Source organism: Haloechinothrix aidingensis, from assembly GCF_013450155.1.
GTDB classification, from domain to species: domain Bacteria; phylum Actinomycetota; class Actinomycetes; order Mycobacteriales; family Pseudonocardiaceae; genus Haloechinothrix; species Haloechinothrix aidingensis.
The window spans coordinates 588,171-603,383 of sequence record NZ_JACCKD010000003.1 but is presented as its reverse complement, the minus strand read 5'-3'; the positions used below and the strand labels follow the sequence as shown (position 1 = coordinate 603,383).

General features: G+C 68.8%; 15 protein-coding genes. 12 read left to right on the top strand and 3 right to left on the bottom strand.

Annotation, left to right across the window (positions count from 1 at the left end; translation table 11 throughout):
- Positions 1-341: 341 nt before the first annotated feature.
- Both H0B56_RS11170 and H0B56_RS11165 read left to right on the top strand, forming a co-directional pair.
- Positions 342-977 carry a superoxide dismutase family protein gene (locus tag H0B56_RS11170; protein ID WP_219632568.1) on the top strand — a complete coding sequence of 212 codons (636 nt, stop codon included), beginning with the start codon at positions 342-344 and terminating at the stop codon, positions 975-977.
- A 208-nt stretch (positions 978-1,185) separates the two neighbouring features.
- Entirely contained in the window at positions 1,186-2,322 is a 1,137-nt protein-coding gene (locus tag H0B56_RS11165) for an adenosine deaminase (RefSeq protein WP_343063850.1), read from the top strand.
- Here the strand turns inward: H0B56_RS11165 and H0B56_RS11160 are convergent.
- The 3 genes from H0B56_RS11160 to H0B56_RS11150 all read right to left on the bottom strand — a co-directional run bounded on the left by H0B56_RS11160 (position 2,291) and on the right by H0B56_RS11150 (position 4,585).
- A complete protein-coding gene (locus H0B56_RS11160; RefSeq protein WP_180892888.1) occupies positions 2,291-3,529 on the bottom strand; it encodes an MAB_1171c family putative transporter in 1,239 nt (412 codons plus the stop codon). The two genes, H0B56_RS11165 and H0B56_RS11160, sit on opposite strands and share 32 nt — an antisense overlap.
- Complete coding sequence (locus tag H0B56_RS11155) at positions 3,526-4,089, bottom strand: hypothetical protein (protein ID WP_180892887.1); 564 nt, start codon at positions 4,087-4,089, stop codon at positions 3,526-3,528. The genes H0B56_RS11160 and H0B56_RS11155 overlap by 4 nt, the downstream gene beginning before the upstream one ends.
- A gap of 64 nt (positions 4,090-4,153) precedes the next feature.
- Entirely contained in the window at positions 4,154-4,585 is a 432-nt protein-coding gene (locus tag H0B56_RS11150; protein ID WP_180892886.1) for an XRE family transcriptional regulator, read from the bottom strand.
- Between the two features lie 416 nt (positions 4,586-5,001).
- On the opposite strand from H0B56_RS11150, the gene fabG reads away from it, so the two are divergent.
- The 10 genes from fabG to H0B56_RS11100 all read left to right on the top strand — a co-directional run bounded on the left by fabG (position 5,002) and on the right by H0B56_RS11100 (position 15,211).
- Positions 5,002-5,757 carry a 3-oxoacyl-ACP reductase FabG gene (gene fabG / locus H0B56_RS11145; protein ID WP_180892885.1) on the top strand — a complete coding sequence of 252 codons (756 nt, stop codon included), beginning with the start codon at positions 5,002-5,004 and terminating at the stop codon, positions 5,755-5,757.
- 4 nt (positions 5,758-5,761) lie between these two features.
- Positions 5,762-6,970, top strand: a complete 1,209-nt coding sequence (locus tag H0B56_RS11140) for an acyl-CoA dehydrogenase family protein (RefSeq protein WP_180892884.1) — start codon at positions 5,762-5,764, stop codon at positions 6,968-6,970.
- Positions 6,949-8,088 carry an acyl-CoA dehydrogenase family protein gene (locus H0B56_RS11135; protein ID WP_246361029.1) on the top strand — a complete coding sequence of 380 codons (1,140 nt, stop codon included), beginning with the start codon at positions 6,949-6,951 and terminating at the stop codon, positions 8,086-8,088. Before H0B56_RS11140 ends, H0B56_RS11135 begins: the two co-directional genes overlap by 22 nt.
- Positions 8,085-8,693 (top strand): TetR/AcrR family transcriptional regulator, encoded by a 609-nt coding sequence (locus tag H0B56_RS11130; protein ID WP_180892883.1) that lies wholly within the window; start codon positions 8,085-8,087, stop codon positions 8,691-8,693. The genes H0B56_RS11135 and H0B56_RS11130 overlap by 4 nt, the downstream gene beginning before the upstream one ends.
- Before the next feature lie 422 nt (positions 8,694-9,115).
- Entirely contained in the window at positions 9,116-10,168 is a 1,053-nt protein-coding gene (locus H0B56_RS11125) for a DNRLRE domain-containing protein (protein ID WP_180892882.1), read from the top strand.
- Positions 10,168-11,580: an ABC transporter substrate-binding protein gene (locus H0B56_RS11120; RefSeq protein WP_180892881.1), complete on the top strand. Its 1,413-nt coding sequence runs from the start codon at positions 10,168-10,170 to the stop codon at positions 11,578-11,580. The genes H0B56_RS11125 and H0B56_RS11120 overlap by 1 nt, the downstream gene beginning before the upstream one ends.
- Positions 11,580-12,476 (top strand): branched-chain amino acid ABC transporter permease, encoded by an 897-nt coding sequence (locus H0B56_RS11115; protein ID WP_180892880.1) that lies wholly within the window; start codon positions 11,580-11,582, stop codon positions 12,474-12,476. The genes H0B56_RS11120 and H0B56_RS11115 overlap by 1 nt, the downstream gene beginning before the upstream one ends.
- Positions 12,473-13,666, top strand: coding sequence for a branched-chain amino acid ABC transporter permease (locus tag H0B56_RS11110; RefSeq protein WP_180892879.1), 1,194 nt, complete (start codon positions 12,473-12,475; stop codon positions 13,664-13,666). Before H0B56_RS11115 ends, H0B56_RS11110 begins: the two co-directional genes overlap by 4 nt.
- Entirely contained in the window at positions 13,653-14,504 is an 852-nt protein-coding gene (locus H0B56_RS11105) for an ABC transporter ATP-binding protein (protein WP_180892878.1), read from the top strand. Before H0B56_RS11110 ends, H0B56_RS11105 begins: the two co-directional genes overlap by 14 nt.
- A complete protein-coding gene (locus tag H0B56_RS11100) occupies positions 14,504-15,211 on the top strand; it encodes an ABC transporter ATP-binding protein (RefSeq protein ID WP_246361090.1) in 708 nt (235 codons plus the stop codon). Before H0B56_RS11105 ends, H0B56_RS11100 begins: the two co-directional genes overlap by 1 nt.
- Positions 15,212-15,213 lie beyond the last annotated feature (2 nt).

Sequence of the window (15,213 nt, the reverse complement as noted above, 5' to 3'; positions counted from 1 at the left end):
CCGATCGGCGTGACAACCCTGCGGCAAGCGGACCCGCAGAACAATACGGATCGGACTGGGTAGGTTCACGCAACCAATTCGGCACGGAACCGGGGACGCCGCGCGGCCCTGCCCGGCAGGGGTGATGCGTGACCTGCTCGCGACGGCAGGCGGGCGATCGCCCGGCGGCAGTATCGCGGCGCGGGCACCGGCCCGCGAACGGACGCCCCGGTGGCGTGCGAAGTTACCCTCCGCTCAACGCATGCCCGGTACGCGGCGTCGCCTCGCCGGTGCGATTCGTACGACCCGGTGCCGCACGGGTCGGGTCCGGGTCGCTCGACATGATCAGCAACACTGACCGTATGCGAACTACTGCACAACGTACGAGCCCGGCTCGCGGCTTGGTCGCGGCCGTGGCCACCACGGGACTGCTCATGGCGGGCTGCGCCGGCAACGGTAACGGCGACGAGGAAGCCGGGACGGACGACTCGGAAGGCTCCGGAGCCCGGACGGTCAGCCACAGCGGGGTACTCGCCGCTCCGGAGGCGGCGGACGGCGCCTACACCTACGATGCGGAGCTGGCTCCGGAAGGTGCCGAGCTCGGCGTTGACGTGGACGAAGGTGACACGACGTCGGTGACGCTGTCTGTGCGGGGGCTGGTTCCGGACCGCGCCTACGCGGCACACGCGCACACCGACCCGTGCGGTGCCGAGGGCTCCGACGCCGGACCGCACTTCCAGCACGAGGTCGATCCGAACACGCCCTCCACGGACCCGGACTATGCCAACCCGGACAACGAGATCTGGCTGGACTTCGCCACCGACGGGGCAGGCGACGCCGAGGTCACCGCGGAGGTGCCGTTCGGCTTCGCCGAGCGTGCTCCGGCCTCGGTCGTCGTGCACGCCGAAGCCGAGACCGCTACCGAGGAGGGGGAGGCAGGCGCCGCCGGGGACCGCCTGGCCTGCCTGACCGCACCGTTCGACAGCTCCGGCCAGTAATCCACCCTGCGGGTGGGAGCCGAAGGTGACAGCGGGTTCCTAGAAGGCGCCGGGTGTCACGTTCGGCTCCCACCGCAGGTGCACCGGGGACGGGCATATCCGTGCGATCCTGGATGTAGGCCTCGGTGCGTGCCCTGCGGGGACTCGCGCCGGACCCGATCTACTGCCAGACGGCCACAAGCCGCGAACAGTCCAGGAGGAGGTGCGGGTGCGGGATGAACTGAACGCCGCGACGCGGGATCGGATCAGCCGGGCGCCCAAGGTGGTTTTGCACGACCACCTGGACGGTGGCGTGCGCCCGGAGACGGTGGTCGAGCTCGCAGGCGAGGCCGGGTACCGCAAGCTCCCCACCACCGATGCGGACGAGCTCGGTGAATGGTTCGTGAACTCCGCCGATTCGGGGTCGCTCGAGCGCTACCTGGAAACCTTCGGTCACACGGTCGGCGTGATGCAGTCCGCGGACGCGCTGGCACGCGTCGCTGCCGAGTGCGCGGAGGATCTGGCCGCGGACGGAGTCGTCTACGCCGAGGTGCGCTACGCGCCCGAGCTGTTCCTGGAGTCGGGGCTCACGCTGCCCGAGATCGTGCAGGCTGTGCAGGAGGGATTCCGCGAGGGCGAGCGCCGTACCGCTGCCTCCGGCAGGCGGATACGGATGGGCACGTTGCTGTGCGCGATGCGCCAGAACGCGCGCTCGGCGGAGATCGCGGAGCTGGCCGTACGGTACCGGGACGAGGGCGTGCTGGGATTCGACATCGCAGGCCCGGAGGCGGGGTTCCCGCCGACAAGGAACCTGGACACCTTCGAGTACCTGCGCAGGCAGAACGCGCACTTCACGATCCACGCGGGTGAGGCGTTCGGACTCCCGTCGATCTGGGAGGCGATCCAGCGGTGCGGCGCGGAGCGCCTCGGGCACGGCGTGCGGATCGTGGACGACATCACCGTCTCGGACTCCGGGAGCGTGCGGCTCGGCAGGCTGGCCTCCTACGTGCGGGACCTGCGTATCCCCCTGGAAATGTGCCCGACCTCCAACGTGCAGACGGGTGCGGCTCCCTCGATCGCCGAGCATCCGATCCGGCTGTTGCGCAGCCTGTACTTCCGCGTCACGGTCAACACCGACAACCGGCTCATGGGCGGGACATCCATGAGCCGCGAGTTCACCGAGCTCGTGGACGCCTTCGGCTACACGCTCGACGACCTGCAGTGGTTCACGGTCAACGCGATGAAGTCGGCGTTCCTCCCGTTCGACCAGCGCCTCGCCCTGATCAACGACGTCATCAAGCCCGGTTACGCCGCGTTGCGTGCGGAGCGGCTGTTCACTCAGGTCGCCGCGGAGAATCCGGCGTAGCCGCGTCCGCGGGCGCGTCCGTGGACGCCGCCAGGGCCTCGGCGACCCACCCGGACCGGGCGTACGCTCGCGCGACACGAACCCACCAGGCGAGCGCGGATACGACGTCACCGTCGAGCGGCGCCTCCTCCGCCTCGGGTGGCTCGTGATCGGCGGGAGCTCCCGCGCGCTCGGCCCGGACAGCGCTGCGCAACTCGGTGGCGGCGACGATCGCGGAGCGCTCGTGCTCGTCCAAGTGCCGGGTCAGCCGGCGGGCGCGTTCCCGCGCGGCAGGGTCGATGTAGGGGCGCAACGCCAGCCGCGCGTCGAACAGCTCGATAATGCGGCGGTACACGCGAAAGTCCAGCTCGCCGGGCGCGAACCTGCGTAGGGCTCGGGCGGTCGAGCGGTCCAGGACGAGCTCCGGGTGTCGCTCGGCCACGATCGACAGCCACAGCGGGTGCAGACGCTGGTAGCGGGCGTAGCGGCGGAGATGGTCGAAGCCGTGGACGAACAGGGGGCCCCAGGACGGCAACGTCAGGCCCAGCATGATCAACAATGCCCCGTTGCCCGCGATGAATCGCGACAGCGTCTCCAGGCGCGCCATGTCGCTGCCGAGCCAGGAGCCGACGAGCGTGCCGAGCCGGTATACGCAGTAGGCGAGCACGAGCGTGGCTCCGGCTGCCGCCAGCCGTAACCCGTGTGCCACGAGCGGACGGCCGGTCAGGCGCGCGTACCGCCATCCGAGCCTGGCGATGGCGAGCATGGCGATGCCGAGTGCCGCCAGGTAGATCAGCAGGCAGGCCGCGTAGCCGAGGCTTCCGGCGCTGCTCCGGGAGAACGAGTGGTCGTGCGGACCCGGGTGCGCACCGAGGTAGAGCACGGTGATCAGGACCACGACCCCGGCCAGCGCGATGAGCCGGTTGCGGACGGCCCCGCGAGCGTTCTCGGGGGTGTTGGTCCACAGCAGCAGCATGACCTGCGCGGAGGTGCTGAACGCGACCACGCAGAGGAGGGTGAGCAGGACCCCGAGGTTGACAGACGTGAGCTGGTGGTCGAGCCACACCCGCAACGGAGGTATGGAAGCGGTGAACACCATGCCCATCAGGGCCAAGGTCACGCATACCGCGGCCACGGTGGGGTCGCGGAGCTTGCGCGTCGCGGAGAGCTTGTATCCCGCCGCGACCCACGCGCCCGCCGCGCACAGCGAGTACAGTGCCGTCGTCATGGTCGACACCTGACCGGGTTCTGCAGGGATCGCTCGATCCGCGCGGCGATCCTGGCGTCGTCCTCGGCGGAGAGCTGGACCCTGCGGGCAGGCGTCGCCTCCGCCCACGAGTCCCTGCGGGCCCTGTGCAGGATCAACGAGGCCATCAACTCGGCCTCCCGCTCCTGGTCCTGCGTGTAGTGGCTACGGGCGAGGACGCTGTGGACCATGTCGCCGTCGAGATGCGGCAGGAGCCGCTCGGCCGTGTCCGTGCGCAGGACCGAGGTCGCGCTGTGCGCGCAGGCGATGTGGCTGAGCTCGTGCAGGACGATGTGCTCCTGATGGAGCGGGTCGGTCGCCGACTGGTAGATCACGTAGTCGGTCGTCGCGGTGGACAGCCACATCCCGCAGGGGCTGGACGGGGAGAGTTCCAGGGCGAGCAGCCGGATGGGACGACCCGTCCGTTCGCTCAGGCTCGCACAGAACCTGTCGAGATCGAAGGGATCCGGGATCTCCAGCTCTCGCAGTCGCCTCCGGCACCGCCGCTTCAGTCCGTCCTTGCTCACCTGGGGCTGTCCCATACTGCTCGTCGTCCTGGGTCCCGCGGACACGTACGCGGGGTGTGACGCTGACGTCGTTCCTGCTTCATTGTCGGGAATCGTCGTCGCGGGGCAAACCTTCCAGCTCCCGGACACGGTTGATCACGTCGATGATCGAGTCCAGGCTGCGCTCGGACAGCCCAGCGGCACGCAGCGCGACGTGATGGACTCCCGCGTTCTTCAGCGCGGTGAGTGCCTCCAGCTCGGCGGCGACGTCCGCGGCGATCGCGTCGTCGAAGAAGTAGGCAGCGGGCACCCCGAAGAACGTTGCCAGGGCTTCGAGGTGCTTCATCGTGGGGTTGTCGCGATGCCCCTTCCGCAGCATCCAGATGTAGGTGGCCGAGATGGATGTCGAGGCCTGCTCGGTGATCGCGGCGGCGGCCTCCTCGTTGCTGTACGGGCCGCGGCCCGCGGGGTGCACCGTGGCGAACAGGTGATTGATGCGGTCTGCCAGTGTTCCGAGCTCCCCTGCGGACATGCCACAACCTCCGTTACGAATTTCAACTGATGTAAAGAGGGTACATGGATGTACATCACATCGGTTGACGCTGCGCCAGCTACCTCGATAGGTTCCGATGGTGACAGCAACTCATGTGAATGCGCCACGTCGAAGCGCATTCTGAGGTGTGTCTCGCATGGCTAGGCAGTCTGGGGGTCTGCCTAGCCATTCGCTGTTTCGCTGCCGTTGTGACGGGGCATTCGGCGCGCGCTCAGTCGTAGCAGCACCCGGTGGCCTCCCGGGGTGTAGGCGTGTGAGCGGTGCGCCGTGCCCCGTCGCGCGATCATCGCTCATGTGGTGCTGGACACGGGGAGACGTGGAGCGGTAACGTACTAAGCGGTTGCTTAGCCTGTGGTGGGTTGAGCTGTCGGACAGCGATTCTGTTGGAGGTAACCGTGGCCCAATCACGTACCGCCATCGTCACCGGCGCCGCGCGCGGCATCGGCGCGGCGATCGCCATACGGCTGGCGCAGGACGGTTTCGCCGTCGGTGTCGTCGACCTGGACGAGGCCGGCTGCGCGGAGACGATCACGGCGATCACCTCGGCAGGCGGCCGGGCCATCGCGGTCGGAGCGGACGTCAGCTCCTCCGGGGACGTCGATGCCGCCGTGCGGCGGGTGACCGAGGAGCTCGGCGCGCCAACGGTTCTGGTGAACAACGCCGGCATCACCAAGGACAACCTGCTGTTCAAGATGAGCGACGAGGACTGGGACGCGGTGATGGGCGTGCACCTGCGGGGCTCGTTCCTGATGAGCAGGGCCGTGCAGGCTCACCAGACCGAGGCGGGCTGGGGGCGCGTGGTGAACCTGTCCAGCGTGTCCGCGCTCGGCAACAGGGGGCAGGCGAACTACTCCACGGCGAAGGCGGGCCTGCAGGGGTTCACCAAGACGCTCGCGGTCGAGCTCGGCAAGTTCGGTGTGACGGCCAACGCCATCGCGCCCGGGTTCATCGAGAGCGAGATGACGGCGGCCACGGCCGAACGCGTGGGCGTGCCGTACGAGGACTTCAAGAAGGGGGCGGCCGAGCAGATACCTGTGCGCAGGGTCGGGCAGCCGTCCGATATCGCGGCCACGGTGTCGTTCCTGGTCAGCGAGGAAGCCGGGTTCATCTCCGGCCAAGTCATCTATGTTGCCGGCGGACCGAGGGACTGAGCCGATGAGCGAATCCGTTACAGACACCGCCGAGCTCGACGCCGAGGGGCTCCGCTCCCGGACGCGCGAGTTCCTGGCATCGAACGACCCCGCGACGACCGATCGTGGCGAGTTCCTGCGCGCCCGGTTCGACGCGGGCCTCGCGTGGGTGCACTACCCGGAGGGCCTCGGCGGGCTCGGTGCCCCGCGAGCACTGCAGTCGGTCGTCGATGCCGAGCTCGAAGCCGCGGGAGCCCCGGACAACGAGCCCTCCAGGATCGGTATCGGGCTGGGTATGGCCGCTCCGACGATCCTGGCGTTCGGAACGGACGAGCAGAAACAGCGCTTCCTGCGGCCCTTGTGGACCGGGGACGAGGTGTGGTGCCAGCTGTTCAGCGAACCCGGAGCCGGATCCGACCTCGCCTCGGTGGGTACGCGGGCCGAGCGCGAGGGTGATGGCTGGCGCGTGACCGGTCAGAAGGTCTGGACATCGAGCGCGCACAACGCCAGGTGGGCGATCTTGCTCACGCGGACGGATCCCGACGCGCCGAAGCACAAGGGAATGAGCTACTTCGTCTGCGACATGACCGATCCCGGGGTCGAGGTGCGACCGCTACGCCAGATCACCGGGGAGGCGGAGTTCAACGAGGTCTTCCTCAACGAGGCATGGATCCCGGATTCCAACCGCCTCGGCGAGGTCGGCGAGGGATGGCGTGTCGCCCAGACGACACTGATGAACGAGCGGGTGGCCATCGGCGGCAGGCCGATGCCCCGGGAGGGCGGTATGTCGGGTGTCGTCGCCGATACCTGGCGGAAGCGCCCGGAGGGTGCCGACGCGGCCACCTACGACCGGCTCATGGCGCTGTGGGTCGAGGCGGAGGCCCTGCGCCTGGCAGGCAAGCGCCTGGGGCAACAGCTCGCGGCAGGCTCTCCGGGGCCGGAAGGGTCCGCGATGAAGCTCGGCTTCGCCCGGCTCTCCCAGGAGCTGTCCGGGCTGGAGCTGGAGCTGCTCGGGCAGGAGGGCCTGCGCTACGACGACTGGAGCCTGCGTCGCCCGGAAACGGTCAACTTCACAGGGCGCACTGCCGGGTACCGCTACCTCAGGGCGAAGGGGAACTCGATCGAGGGGGGAACCTCCGAGGTACTGCGCAACATCATCGCCGAGCGCGTGCTCGGCTTGCCAGCGGAGGCGCGCGCTGACAAGGACGTGCCATGGAAGGATCTGCCGCGATGAGCCCGAACCTGCTCTACAGCACGGAAGAACAGGACCTGCGTGCCAGCGTACGGGACCTGCTCACGGACCGGTGTCCTCCCGAGCGCGTTCTCGAGCGCTGCGAGGAAGGCGAGACCGGGGACCCCGCGTTGTGGCACACGTTGGCCACCCAGCTCGGCGCCACGTCGCTGCACGTTCCGGACGAGCTCGGCGGGCAGGGCGCGAGCGTGCGGGAAGTCGCGGTCGTGGCCGAGGAGCTCGGGCGGTTCGTGGCTCCGGTGCCGTTCCTCGGTAGCGCCGTGTTGGCCACGAGCGCGCTTCTCGGATGCCGGGCCGGTCAGCAGCGCGATGCCGTACTCGCGGACGTGGCTGCTGGCAACCGGACCGCCACGCTTGTGGTGCCGCTGTCGTCGTGTGTCGGTGGGTCCTTTCCCACCGCGGTGCGCGCAGGCGAGGGGAGACTGTCCGGATCGGTCCGTACCGTAGCCGACGGTGCGAGCGCCGACTGCCTGATCGTTCCCGCCCGTGGCGCGGACGGGCCGGAGCTGTACGTGGTCGACGCCGCGGAAGGCCGGGTCGCCGTCGATGCGGTCACGTCGTTCGACATCACGAGGCCGGTGTCCGATGTCGAGTTCGACGACGTGGCAGGTGTACGGATCGCGGATCCGGATCTGGCGGCAACGGTGCTGGACGACGCGGTCCGCACCGGCGCTGGCGTCCTCGCCTCCGAGCAGGTCGGTGTGGCCGAGTGGTGTCTGGACAGTACCGTCGAGTACCTCAAGCAGAGGTACCAGTTCGGCCGGGCCCTTGCGTCCTACCAGGCGCTCAAACACCGGCTCGCCGACCTGTGGTACGAGCTGGTCGTGGCGCGGGCGGCGGCGCGGTACGCGGCCGACCAGCTGGCGACAGCGAGTGACGACGCTCCCGTCGCCGTCGGTGTGGCCCAGTCGTTGTGCGCGCGGGTGGCGCGGCACGCGGCGGAGGAGTGCGTCCAGCTGCACGGTGGGATCGGTATGACCTGGGAACACCCGGCGCATCTCTACCTGAAACGTGCCAAGGCCGACGAGATCGCGCTGGGAAGCCCGAGCGCGCATCACGGCGTGCTCGGACCCCTCGTGGACCTGCATCCGGCTCCATGACCGAGCAGTCCTCGCTCGACCTGTGGCCCGAGGTTCGGCCGGACGCCGCGCGCAGGCTGATGGCCGCTGCCGTCGAGTCCTTCGCCGAACGTGGCTATCACGCGACGACCACCCGGGACATCGCGACAGCGGCCGGGATGAGTCCCGCCGCGCTCTACGTGCACTTTCCATCGAAGGCGGCCGTGCTGTTCGCCATCAGCAGGACCGGACACGAGAAGGCACTCGCGCTGGTGCGTTCGGTGGCGCAGCGGCCCGAGCCGCCGGTGGCGCGGATGCGTGAACTGGTACAGGAGTTCGTCGCCTGGCACGCGCACCGTCATCTGGTCGCCAGGGTGGTGCAGTACGAGCTCACCGCCTTACCGCGTGAGGAGTTCGAGGTCGTCGCCGGGCTGCGACGAGAGACCGAGCGCGTGGTACGCGAGGTGATCATGGAGGGACAGTCCTCCGGTGACTTCCGGGTCGACGACGTGAAGGCAGCTGCGCGTGCCGTGCTGTCGCTGGGTATCGACGTCGCGCGCTGGTACACGCATTCCACCGGCCCCGACCCCGGTGAGCTCGCGAGCGCGTACGCGGGGCTCGTGTCGCGCATGCTCGGCGCCGACTGACACCCTGCCGCCACCGTGTGAACACCTGTGCGGCACATGCCGGAAGGGGAGCGACTCCACGTGTGATCCGGTTCCGGGCAGCGTTACACCGTACCTCTCTCCCTGCCCGGACGGCCGGTTCACGCCGTTGCCGGCCGTCCACATCGTCCCGTTCGGGTTCCTTTCGCCGCCGCGCGGTCCCGCCACGTGTATCCGTCGATAAACAAAACAACCGTCATTGACAGGGCCCCGACGGTCCTCGCCGGATGGACCATTCTGACGCGTAACCCACTCGGGTGGCGTTCGTTATCCAGGTCATAGTCCGGAACCGGGTCGTCGAAGGCAGGAGATCGATGTCTGTGCGGCAGCGAATTGTTTCAGCGTGCCGGAAAGTCGCCGGTCCGGGGGCGATTGCGACATTGGTGATCGTGATTTCTGGGGGCATGAACGGTTATGTCTTCGCGGAGGAACCCGGAGAGGGGGAAGGCGGCCAGGCGGAGCCCGGCGAGATGAGCGGGGCCGCCGTCGTCAAGGACGGTTGGTGGTGGGCGCTCAACGAGACCCCGGAGGACGACACGGGCTTCGTTCCGCAGGAGCCGCCGCCGTCGAACGTGCCGGAAGGTGCGATCCCGGTGGCGGCAGCGGGTGGCGACCGCGAGAAGATCTCCGCGATCGAGTTCGCGCTGGAGGCTCGGCCCGGCGCCGAGATGCGTTCGGCGACCCTTGCGCTGCGGGAGAGCGAGGAGTCCGGGGCGAACGTCAACGAGGAGGACGCGGTCGTCCGGGCGTGCCAGATCACCGAGTCCTTCTGGGCCGACGAGGAAGCCGCAGCGTGGGAGACCCGCCCGGAGGTCGACTGCGAGGCCGGCTCGGCGGAGGGCATCCGCGACGAGGACGGCACATGGACGTTCGACCTGACGTCGCTGGCGAGCTCCTGGGTCGCCGAGGACGGCGAGACACCCCAATCGATCATGCTCGTCGCGGAGGCCGAGTCGGCGGAGAGCTTCCAGGTGGCCTACGAGGGTCTGGACCACGAGGCGATCGGGATCACCGTTGACGCCGAGGGCGGCAGCGCTCCCGGCGGTGCGGGCGGCGGCGACGCCGAGGAGATCGGTGAATCGGTGGCCGGGGCCCCGGACGCAGCCGGAGCGCCTGCCGAGGAAGCCGCTCCCGCGGCACCCGGAAGTGACGACGAGGCGGCCGTCGCGGCCGGGGACGGCGAGATCCCGGAAGACGCCGAGGCACCGGTGACATCGGCTGACGGCGGCTCGGGGAACGACCCGGACCTCGCTGCCGGACCGGCGCAGCCGTCGGTGTACGACGGCATCCCGTGGGCAGCGTGGTTACTTGTCCCTGCCGCACTCGGCGTCGCCTACATCGCGATGCTGGCTTTGGGGCCGCGCGGCGAGCCCACCACCGGCTCGTCGGGACACGGGGTGAGCCGCGCGTTGCAACGCTGGTCCCGGGGCGGCCCTTCCGCGGCGGGGGGTACGTGATGCGGCTGCGCGCGAGACTGGGTACCGCCGCGGTGCTCGCCTCGGCCGTGTTGCTCGCAGCGTGCGGGCAGAAGGCCGGCGTCACGGGGTTCGCCGGTGGCCAGCCCGGACAGTCCGGCTCCGGCCAGTCCGGCGAGGCGGGTGACGGGCGTCAGGGCGCCTTGGGGGACGCGCCGGCGACCGGCGAGAACGGTGCACCGGAAAGCTCCGGGGACGGTGCACGCGAACAGGCAGGCGGATCCGCGGAGACGACCGGCAACGGCGGCGACGGAGCGGCAGGCGGCGGCAACGGTGGTTCCGGCCCCGGTGACACCACGGGTGTGACCGACGACGCGATCACGATCGGCATCCACGCGCCGGTGACCGGCGCAGCGGCCTTCCCCCAGGAGTCTTTCCGCGACGGCGTCGGTGTCTACGCCGAGTACATCAACGACCAGGTCGGGATCCACGGCCGTGACCTGGAGGTCATCTTCCGGGACGACGGGTTCGACCCGAACCAGGCACGATCGGTGTGCCGCGAGATGGCCGAGGAGGAGGAAGTCTTCCTGCTCATCGGGGGTGGTGGCTCCGACCAGATCGACGCGTGCGCGCGCTACGCCGAGACCGTCGGAGTTCCGTACCTCTCGGCAGGAGTGCACGAGGAGCGCCCCGGGCTCGGGTCGATCGCCACGGACGCGTTCTACGCCCTGTCCCTGACCTACGAGCAACAGATCCCGCTGATCACCGACCTGATCGATTCGGATCACTCCGGCAGTGACGTGGCCCTGCTCGTCGGGGACAACGACAGCCTGAACAGCTTCTACCAGGAGGCGGAGAGCGAGCTGGACGCGAACACCAGCCTGGTGCACGCGCAGCGCGTTCCCAAGGACACCGGGGCGCGCGACGCGCCGGAGATCGGCAGGCGGATCTGCGCGAGCGGTGCCGATGTCGCGGTGTGGAACGCGAGCCCGTCCGGACTGATCAACGTGAGCAAGTCGATGACCTGCACGGTCACCTGGATGGGGCCGGGAAACACCAACGGGCTCGACATCGTGGCCACCGGCGGGTGCCCGCAGATAGAGGGAGCGCAGTACTACTCGTCGTTCCCGGGCACGGACAAGATCGACGAGATGGATCCGAACTACACGCCTTCCTACCGGCAGAAGAACAATTCCGAACCCGACGACATCGGGGTGGCGTTGTGGGGGATCGAGAAAATGGTAGCGCAAATTGCCGAGGCCGCCGGAGAGGACCTTTCCCGGGAAAGCTTCACAGCCACCCTGGAAAGCGGGGATACCTTCGACAACGGTGTTTATCCCGCTGTGCGATTCAACGGTGACACGCGATTCGGTGGTACCGCTATGCATTTGCGCGAGGCGCGATGCGGTTCCGATCCCGAGTTCATTACCACGCGACTGAACGTGAGTCCCTGATGATTGACGAGATTGGTGCCGCGCTGGTTATCGGTGTGCTCACCGGCAGCGTGTACAGCATGGTCGCGCTGGGCATCGTGCTGGTCTACCGGGCGTCCAGGGTGTTCAACTTCGCGCAGACCGAGTTCGGCACGACGGGGTTGTTCGCCGCGTTCGTTGCCGTCGAGCTCTGGGGCTGGCACTACGCCTTCGGCGTGCTGTTCGGGCTGGCCGCCGCCGTGGCGATGGGGTTGGCCACCGAGCGGTTGATCATCCGTCCGCTCCGCGACAGCTCGCGGGTGACGTTGCTGGTGGGAACGGCAGGTGTGGCGCTGGCCGCGATCGGCATCCAGTTCTGGCAGAACAACGCGCAGCCCATCCGGCAGATGCCCAGGATGATCGAGGGAGTGGCAGGCGAGCCGTTCGGTACTCCGGTGACCCACCAGCAGGTCATTACCTTGCTGGTGCTCCTCGCGGTCGCCGTCGGGCTCGCGTTGTTCTTCCGGTCACCGACGGGGCTCGCCGTGCAGGCGGCGCAGCAGGAAGCCACGGCCTCCGAGCTGGTGGGTATCAGCGTGCGCAGGGTCTCGATGTTGACCTGGGGTATCGCCGCGTTTCTCGGCGGGCTCGCTGGTGTCCTGTCCGGACCGAACCTGACGTTCACCGCCGGCTTTCTCACGTTCGGCGCGGGAGCGGCGTTGCTGCAGGGCTTCATGGCAGCCGTTCTCGCCGGGATGCGCAGCATGCCGGGGGCCGTACTCGGAGGTCTCGTGGTCGGCGTGGTCGAGCAGCTCGGCTCGTTGACACTCTTCGACGGGGTGGACGGTTCGCGTGCCCTGTTCCTGTTCTTGTTCCTGCTCGGGGTGCTGTTGCTGCGGCCCCAGGGAGTGTTCGTTCGGGAGAAGGCGACGGTATGAGCACGACGCTACGCAGGAAACCGGGTAAGCGCGGGCACGCGGCATCCGAGGCGAGCACGGTCGAGCCCCGGGACGCGGACGGGGCCGACGACACCAAAGCCCTCCCCGCGGTAGCCGCGGCGGAGAACGGCTGGTTCCGGCCGTCCGCGGGCGGCTGGTTCGCCCGGGCCGCGGCGTGGGTGCTGCTGCTCTGGCTGATCCTCGCGGTACCCGCGAACGTGCTCTCGCCATTCGACTTCGGGGTGTCCGATATCAACCTCGCGATCGCCGCGGTGATATTCGCGATCATCGGGTTGTCGCTGAACGTGCTGATCGGTTACGCGGGCCAGCTCTCGCTCGGTCACCAGGCTTTCGTCGGTATCGGCGCGTTCGCCTCCGCGTACGTGGTCACCAACCTCGGTCTCGGGTTCTGGTTCGGCGTGGTCGTCGCTGCCGGGTTCGGGGCGGTGCAGGCGCTGGCGCTCGGAGCGGTGTCGCTGCGGGTGACGGGGCTGTACTTCGCGCTCGTCAGCCTTGCCTACGGTACGTTCGCCGAGAACAGCCTGTTCGCTGTCTCCGAGATCACCGGTGGTGAGGGGGGCAAGCCGGCGGACCGGCCTGCGGGCTTCGCCGAGGACCAGATGTACTACTTCCTGTGCCTGGCCTTCCTGGTGCTGGTGCTCTGGCTCGACTGGCGGTTGACCAGGTCCAAGGGCGGTCGCGCGCTGCAGGCACTGCGGGAGAACCCGCGGGTGGCCGCCAGCTACGGCATCGACGTGCGGCGGTACACGCTGCTGGCGTTCGTGGTGTCCGGCACGTTCGCCGGAATCGGTGGTGCGCTCATGGCGCATCACCAGCAGATCATCGTGCCCGGCATCTTCGACTTCCAGCTAGCCCTGATCTTCGTGGTGATGACGGTGGTCGGAGGGCTGCGTAACCGCATCGGGGTGGTGATCGGGTCGGCGTTCTTCGCCGGCCTCGGCGAGGGAGGCGGCTCCGAGGGCGGTGGTTTCCTGGAGCGCACGATCGGCCTGCCCGCGGAGTTCACCGGGATCGTCATCGGCCCGTTCCTGCTGCTGATCGTGATCACGCTGCTGCCAGGGGGTATCGGACAGCTGATCGGTCCGGTCAAGGACTGGATGCTGGGTAAGCGGTTCGACCGCAACGCAGGCAAGCTCAAGGAAGTGGAGGTCAGCGATGTCCGTGCTTGACGTCGACGCGGTGAGCATCCACTTCGGTGGGGTCAAGGCGCTGCAGAACGTCTCGCTCGAGGTCGGTGAATGGGAGATCGTCGGGATCATCGGTCCGAACGGGGCCGGCAAGACCACCCTGTTCAACTGCATCACGGGCTTCTACCGGCCGACCAGAGGGAAGGTCCGTTACCGGGGCCGCAATGTCAGCAGGCTCGATGTACACAAGCGAGCGGCGCTCGGCATCGGCCGCACGTTCCAGAACGTGGGGCTGGTCAAGGGAGCGACCGTGCTGGAGAACCTGCGCACCGCCCAGCACCTGGAGACGGAGTACAACCCCTGGTTCGGCATCGCGGGCGGGCTCAACAGTTTCATCGAGGAAGGCAGGATCACCCGCAGGGGGCGCCAGCTGCTCGCGCTGCTCGGGTTGTCCGATGTGGCCGACACGACGGTCGCGGACCTGCCGTACGGCATGCTCAAGCGAGTGGAGATCGCCACCGTGCTGGCAACCGATCCCGATCTGCTGCTGCTCGACGAACCCGGGTCCGGAATGGGCCCGGAGGAGGCGCACGGGCTCGGCGAGACGTTGCTGGCCCTGCGCAAGCAGTTCGGCACATCGATCGTGATGATCGACCATCACGTGCCGCTGGTGACCCAGGTATCGGACTACGTGTACTGCTTCAACTTCGGAGAGGTACTCGCCGAGGGGGCACCCGAGCACGTACGCAACCACCCCGAGGTCGCCCGCGCCTACCTCGGTGAGGAACCCGTCGAGGGCGGTGGAGCGGAGGCGGATGCCGGGACGGAGTCCGGGACCGCAGGGACGCTGCCGGTGGTGCGGGAAGAGGAGTATGCGTGATGGCGTTGTTGCATGTGGAGGGTCTGGTCGTTGGCTACGGGCAGTTCCCGGTGTTGCACGGCGTCGATTTCACCGTGCAGGAGGGGGAGGTGTGTGTGCTGCTCGGGCTCAACGGCGCGGGCAAGACCACCACGGTGAGCACCATCGCCGGGCTCCTGCGGCCCCAGTCGGGCCGGGTGCACTTCGCCGGGCGCGACCTCGGGCACAAGTCGCCGTCGGCGCGGGTGTCCGCGGGCATCTCGCTGTGCCCGGAGGGCCGGCGGGTGTTCCCGGGGCTGACCGTACGCCAGAACCTCAAGCTGGGCGCGTGGACCCGGCGGAAGAGCTCGGCTGTGGTGCGCGACCAGATGTCCCTCGTGCTCGACTACTTCCCGCGCCTGTCGGAGCGCTCCGGCCAGCTCGCAGGCACGCTGTCCGGCGGCGAGCAGCAGATGCTGGCCGTCGGCCGCGCGCTGATGTCCCGCCCGAAGCTCCTGCTGATCGACGAGGCCTCGCTCGGACTGAGCCCGACCGTGGCGCGGGTGGTATGGGAGGTGACGTCCCGGATCAAGGCCGACGGCACAACGGTGCTGATGGTCGAGCAGAACGCCGGTGCCCTGCCGTTCGCGGACCGGGCGCTGATCATGGAGAAGGGAACCCTGGTGTACACGGGCGTGGGTGACGAGGTGCAGCAGGTGAACTTGCGTGAGGCCTACCTCGGTGCCTAGCC

Bases quoted from the DNA above. Each gene is read 5' to 3' on its own strand.
- H0B56_RS11120 (WP_180892881.1), top strand. From the start codon at position 10,168: ATGCGGCTGCGCGCGAGACTGGGTACCGCCGCGGTGCTCGCCTCGGCC.
- H0B56_RS11135 (WP_246361029.1), top strand. From the start codon at position 6,949: ATGGAAGGATCTGCCGCGATGAGCCCGAACCTGCTCTACAGCACGGAA.
- H0B56_RS11160 (WP_180892888.1), bottom strand. From the start codon at position 3,529: ATGACGACGGCACTGTACTCGCTGTGCGCGGCGGGCGCGTGGGTCGCG.
- H0B56_RS11130 (WP_180892883.1), top strand. From the start codon at position 8,085: ATGACCGAGCAGTCCTCGCTCGACCTGTGGCCCGAGGTTCGGCCGGAC.
- H0B56_RS11170 (WP_219632568.1), top strand. From the start codon at position 342: ATGCGAACTACTGCACAACGTACGAGCCCGGCTCGCGGCTTGGTCGCG.
- H0B56_RS11155 (WP_180892887.1), bottom strand. From the start codon at position 4,089: ATGGGACAGCCCCAGGTGAGCAAGGACGGACTGAAGCGGCGGTGCCGG.
- H0B56_RS11125 (WP_180892882.1), top strand. From the start codon at position 9,116: ATGAACGGTTATGTCTTCGCGGAGGAACCCGGAGAGGGGGAAGGCGGC.
- H0B56_RS11150 (WP_180892886.1), bottom strand. From the start codon at position 4,585: ATGTCCGCAGGGGAGCTCGGAACACTGGCAGACCGCATCAATCACCTG.
- H0B56_RS11140 (WP_180892884.1), top strand. From the start codon at position 5,762: ATGAGCGAATCCGTTACAGACACCGCCGAGCTCGACGCCGAGGGGCTC.
- H0B56_RS11115 (WP_180892880.1), top strand. From the start codon at position 11,580: ATGATTGACGAGATTGGTGCCGCGCTGGTTATCGGTGTGCTCACCGGC.
- H0B56_RS11110 (WP_180892879.1), top strand. From the start codon at position 12,473: ATGAGCACGACGCTACGCAGGAAACCGGGTAAGCGCGGGCACGCGGCA.
- H0B56_RS11100 (WP_246361090.1), top strand. From the start codon at position 14,504: ATGGCGTTGTTGCATGTGGAGGGTCTGGTCGTTGGCTACGGGCAGTTC.
- H0B56_RS11105 (WP_180892878.1), top strand. From the start codon at position 13,653: ATGTCCGTGCTTGACGTCGACGCGGTGAGCATCCACTTCGGTGGGGTC.